Annotated in this window: 1 protein-coding gene and 1 pseudogene; both read left to right on the forward strand. The window is 79.5% G+C overall.

Annotation, left to right across the window (positions count from 1 at the left end; translation table 11 throughout):
• Positions 1-407: pseudogene (locus PYV61_RS25900) on the forward strand (hypothetical protein); the annotation flags it as partial.
• 15 nt (positions 408-422) lie between these two features.
• Positions 423-910 (forward strand): hypothetical protein (locus tag PYV61_RS25905; protein WP_275836775.1); only part of this gene is annotated, 488 nt, incomplete at its 3' end.

Genomic DNA, 910 nt, shown 5'->3' on the forward strand with positions numbered 1-910 from the left:
GCGTCGACCCGGCGCGGCTGGAGGGCGCGCGCGCGACCGAGTGGGTGGCCGAGGCGCCGTCGGGGCGCCGCACGCGGCTGGGCGCCGGGCAGGCGGCGAGCGTGCTGTCGCTCGACGAGGCCGGGGTGTTCCGCGTGCGCGCCGCCGGCGCGCCGGCGGGGACCGGCGTGCCGCTGGCCGCCAACGCCGACCCGGCGGAGTCCGACCCGGCGCGCGTCGAGCCGGCGGAGCTGTCGCGCGCGGTGACGGTCGAGGGCGGGGCGCCCGCCGCCGCCGCGGCGCCCGCGGAGACGCGCGTCGAGCGCGAGGCACGACAGGGGTTCTGGTGGTGGTTCCTGGCCGGCGTGCTGTGCCTGCTGGCCGCCGAGACGCTGCTGTCCAACCGGCGCGCGCCGCTGGCGCGCTGACCAACGGAGGACGCGATGCCCACGACGCGCACGCCCGCCCTGGCGGCCGACGACGAGCTGCTGGCCATGCTGCGCCGCGTGCGGCGGCGGTGGCGGCTGCGGCTGCTCCTGCAGGGCGTCGCGATCGTGGTCGGGGCCACGCTGGTCGCGCTGCTCGCCGGCTCGTTCGCGATGGAGCGCCTGCGCTTCAGCGAGGGCGCGGTGCTCGGCGCCCGCGTGGTGGTGTGGCTGGCGCTCGTCGGCGCGGCGGCGCGCTGGGTGCTGCTGCCGCTGGCGCGGCGGGTGAGCGACGCGCGCGTGGCGCTCTACGTCGAGGAGCACGAGCCCTCGCTCGACGCGGCGCTGGTGAGCGCGCTCGAGGCGCGCGAGGCCGGCGGCGGGGAGACGATGACGCGCGCGCTGTCGCAGCAGGCGCTGGCGCGGGCGAAGGCGGTCGAGTTCGGGGCGCGCGTCGAGCTGCCGCGCCTGCGCGCGCGCAAGTCGGATCGTAGCCATGTCGTTCT

The sequence above is a fragment of the Roseisolibacter sp. H3M3-2 genome (genome assembly GCF_029211165.1).
Classification (GTDB): Bacteria; Gemmatimonadota; Gemmatimonadetes; order Gemmatimonadales; family Gemmatimonadaceae; genus Roseisolibacter.